Source organism: Streptomyces sp. SM1, assembly GCF_002910825.1.
In the GTDB taxonomy this organism is placed as follows: domain Bacteria; phylum Actinomycetota; class Actinomycetes; order Streptomycetales; family Streptomycetaceae; genus Streptomyces; species Streptomyces okerensis.
Genome location: NZ_NEUB01000239.1, coordinates 1 through 3,544, shown reverse-complemented (window position 1 = coordinate 3,544; position 3,544 = coordinate 1). Strand labels below are relative to the sequence as shown.

The window sequence follows — 3,544 nt, the reverse complement described above, 5'->3', positions numbered from 1 at the left end:
CCCGCCGTCCTCGCCGCCGCGCTCGCCGATGTCACGGCCCGGCACCAGCCGCTGCGCACCGCCTTCGCCCGCCACGGCGACACGGTGCGTCCGCGGGAGGTCGTGCCGCCCGCCCCGGCCTTCGAGGAGTGCGCCGACCTCGACCGGCGCGTCGCCGAACTGGCGGGTGAGCACACGGACCTCACGCGTGAGGCACCCCTGAGGGTCCGGCTGCTGACGGCTCCGGACGGCCGACAGGCCCTCCTGCTGACGGCGCACTACCTCGCCGTCGACGAGTGGTCGGTCGTCCCCCTGCTGCGTGACCTCGGCACCGCGTACGCGGCCCGGGCGGAGGGCCGGGAGCCCGGATGGGCCCCACTGCCGCTGACCTACGCCGACTACACGCGCCGGGCCCACCGCGCCCTCGGCGACCTCGCCGACCCGGACAGCCGGGGCGGGCGCCAACTGGCCCACTGGCGGCGCACACTGAAGGACGTACCGCGCACGCTCACCCTGCCGGCGGGCCGGCCGCGGCACGCGGACGGCTCCCACCACACGGCCGCCCCGGCCTTCTTCGTGCTGGACGAGCGGCTGCACGCCGATGTGGACCGGCTGGCCCGGTCCACCCGCACCAGCCTCTTCATGGTGCTGCACGCGGCCCTGGCGGCACTCCTCACCGCGCACGGCGCGGGAACCGACCTGCCCATCGGCACCATGGTCCCCGGCCGGACCGACGAGCGGCTCACCGATCTCGTCGGCTGCTTCCTCAACACGGTCGTGCTGCGCACCGACACGGCGGGTGATCCCGCCTTCTCCGGCCTGCTGGCCCGGGTGCGGGAGACCACACTCGCCGCCCTGGACCGGCAGGACGTCCCGTACGACGAGGTGGCGCGCGCGACCGGACTGCCTCCCGGGGGACCCCAGATCATGGTGGTCCACCACGAACAGGCCGACCCGGCAGGGCTCGAGGGCGGCCTCGGATCGCTCGGGACCGCCCCCACCGGACCGGCACGAGCGGAGCTGACCCTCGGCTTCCACGAACCGCGCGGCGCCGGCCCGGTGCACTGCGCGCTCCTCCCTACGACCGGAGGGCGCGCCGCCGCCACGGCCCGGCGGCTCGCCGAGGAACTGCCCGCCCTGCTGCGCGAGGCGGCGGCGCACCCGGAGCGACCTCTCTCCGAGCTGATCACCACACCGTCCACAAGGAGTGACCACGCATGACGACCAACCCCTTCGAAGACCCGCAGGGCAGCTTCCTGGTACTGGTCAACGACGAGAACCAGCACTCCCTGTGGCCCTCCTTCGCCGAGGTGCCTGCCGGCTGGCGCGCCGTGTTCGGCGAGGACACCCGGGAAGCCTGTCTCGCGTACGTGGAAACCCACTGGACCGACCTGCGCCCGGCAAGCCTGGCCGCACGCGACCGCTGAACCGCCTCCCGGGCCGGGAGCTTCCCGGCCCGGCACCCTCCGCGCCCTTGGTCGGGGGTGAGCGGTTGCGGTGCCGTCGGCGGGCGGGCTGGTGTGTTTCGTGCCGTCCGCACGGCTGTTCGCGGTGCCGTGCGGGCCGACTCGGCCGACGGGTCGGTGCGGGCGCCGCCGGCATCTTGCTCGTCGTCGGCAGACGGGCGGGCGGGCGCGGTGCGGTCCGCCCGGTGGTGCCGATGTCCCTGCCCGGGGTGCCCCGGTGCTCCCGGGGCCGCGGCGCCGGGGCCGCACTTCGGTACGACGGGCCTACGCCTCCTCGCCCTCCGCCGGTGTGCTCGTACCGGGGCGGCTGTCGGACCAGGCCGCCCAGAGCTCGGCGTAGCGGCCGCCCGCCGCGACCAGCTCTTCGTGGGTGCCGGTCTCGACGACCCGGCCCTCGTCGAGGACGATGATCCGGTCGGCGGTCGCCGCCTGGGGCAGCCGGTGGGCCACCAGGAGACCCGTACGCCCCTCGAGGGCCTTCAGCGCGGCCGCCTCCAGGACGCGCGCTCCGGCGCTGCCCGCGTCGGCGGTCGCCTCGTCCAGGATGGCGATCGGCGGGTCGGCCAGGACCAGCCGGGCCAGCGCCAGATGCTGGGCCTGGGTCACCGTGAGCCGGTGCCCGCCCTCACCGACCACCGTGTCCAGACCGTCGGGCAGTGCCTCGGCCCACCGCAGGGCGCCCACCCGGTCCAGGGCCGCCCGCACCTCGTCGTCGCCGGCCTCCGGCCGGGCCAGTCGCAGGTCCTCGGCCAGCGGGCCGGCGAAGACATGGACCTCCTGGCTGATGAGCGCCACCGCCCGGCGGACCCCCGAGGGCCCCAGCTCACGCGTGTCCGCCCCGCCCAGCGTCACCGACCCGCCCGACGGCCGGTGCACGCCCGCGATCAGCTTGGCCAGCGTCGTCTTGCCCGCTCCGCTCGAACCGACCAGCGCCACCCGCTCGCCGTTGTTCACCTCCAGGGAGACGTCCCGCAGCACGGGACGACCGGGCACGTACGCGTGGTGGAGCGAGAAGACCTTGACGGAGCCGTCCACCGGCACCGCCGCGCCGTCCGGCTCCGCCGTGACGGCCAGGCCGGACACCCCGACGAGGCGGGCGAGACTCGCACCCGCCGACTGCACGTCGTCGAGGAGGAACAGCGCGGCGTTGACCGGGTTGAACAGGCTGTGGAAGTACAGCGCGGCCGCGGTCGCCGTACCGATGCTCACCGATCCGTTGTCGACCAGCACGAAGCCGGTGACCAGGACCGAGGCCATGCCGATGTACTCGGCGAGGTTGAGCCGGGAGAAGAAGCCGGTCACGACGTGGATGCCGCGCAGCGCCAGAACGAGGGCCGCCGACGACCGCCGCTCCATGAGGTCCAGATGTGTCCCGCTCAGCCGGAACGCGCGGACGGTGCGGACCCCGCCCATGCTGTCCAGCAGCTGGTGCTGGAGCGCGCCGGTGGCCACCCGGTGCTCCGCGTACACGGGGGCGGCCCGGCGCAGGTACCAGCGCACGGCCAGGACCTGCACGGGCACCGCCCACAGCGCGGCGATCAGGAAACGCCAGTCCAGCACGGCGAGTCCGGCCAGGGTCAGCACGATGGTGAAGGCGGAGCGGGAGAACTCCGGCAGGGCCTGCCGTACCGACTTGGCGATCATGGTGACGTCGCCGGTCACCCGGGAGACGAGGTCGCCCGAGCCGGCCTCCTCGACGCGTTCGAGGGGCAGTCCCAGCGCCCGTTCGACGAACCGCTCGCGCAGAGCGGCCAGTACGGTCTCGCCCAGCCGGGCGACGAGTGCGCTGCCGATCGCGGTGGCGCCGCCGCGCGCCACCGCGACCGCGACGAGCAGGACCATCGGCATGATCAGCGCGTCCGTGCCCCGCCTCTCCACGACCAGATCGACGACGTGCCCGAGCAGGGGTGCCGTCAGCAGGCCGATGGCCGTCCCGGCGATCAGTACGCCGACGGCGGTCACCGTGAGGGGGCGGTGACCGCGCAGCAGCGCGCGCAGGGCGGCCAGCGTCTCGGCGCCGGTCGCGGTCGGCAGCAGGGCGCGGTCCGTGGGGCCGGTGCGGCTCATCGTCTCCTCGGGCGGTGTGTCGTCGGCCGGCT

At 75.1% G+C, this 3,544-nt stretch carries 3 protein-coding genes; 2 read left to right on the top strand and 1 reads right to left on the bottom strand.

The window, feature by feature from the left end; all coding sequences use genetic code 11:
- On the top strand, positions 1–1,200 hold a 1,200-nt coding region (locus B9S61_RS05590), incomplete at its 5' end, for a condensation domain-containing protein (protein WP_258039557.1).
- A complete protein-coding gene (locus B9S61_RS05585; protein WP_103541191.1) occupies positions 1,197–1,406 on the top strand; it encodes an MbtH family protein in 210 nt (69 codons plus the stop codon). The genes B9S61_RS05590 and B9S61_RS05585, both read left to right, overlap by 4 nt.
- A gap of 303 nt (positions 1,407–1,709) precedes the next feature.
- On the opposite strand, the gene B9S61_RS05580 is transcribed toward B9S61_RS05585, so the two are convergent.
- A partial coding sequence (locus B9S61_RS05580) for an ABC transporter ATP-binding protein (RefSeq protein WP_374936186.1) occupies positions 1,710–3,544 on the bottom strand: 1,835 nt, incomplete at its 5' end.

What these genes read in the sequence shown, in the direction of transcription:
- B9S61_RS05585 (WP_103541191.1), top strand. Translation starts at nt 1,197, where the DNA reads ATGACGACCAACCCCTTCGAAGACCCGCAGGGCAGCTTCCTGGTACTG.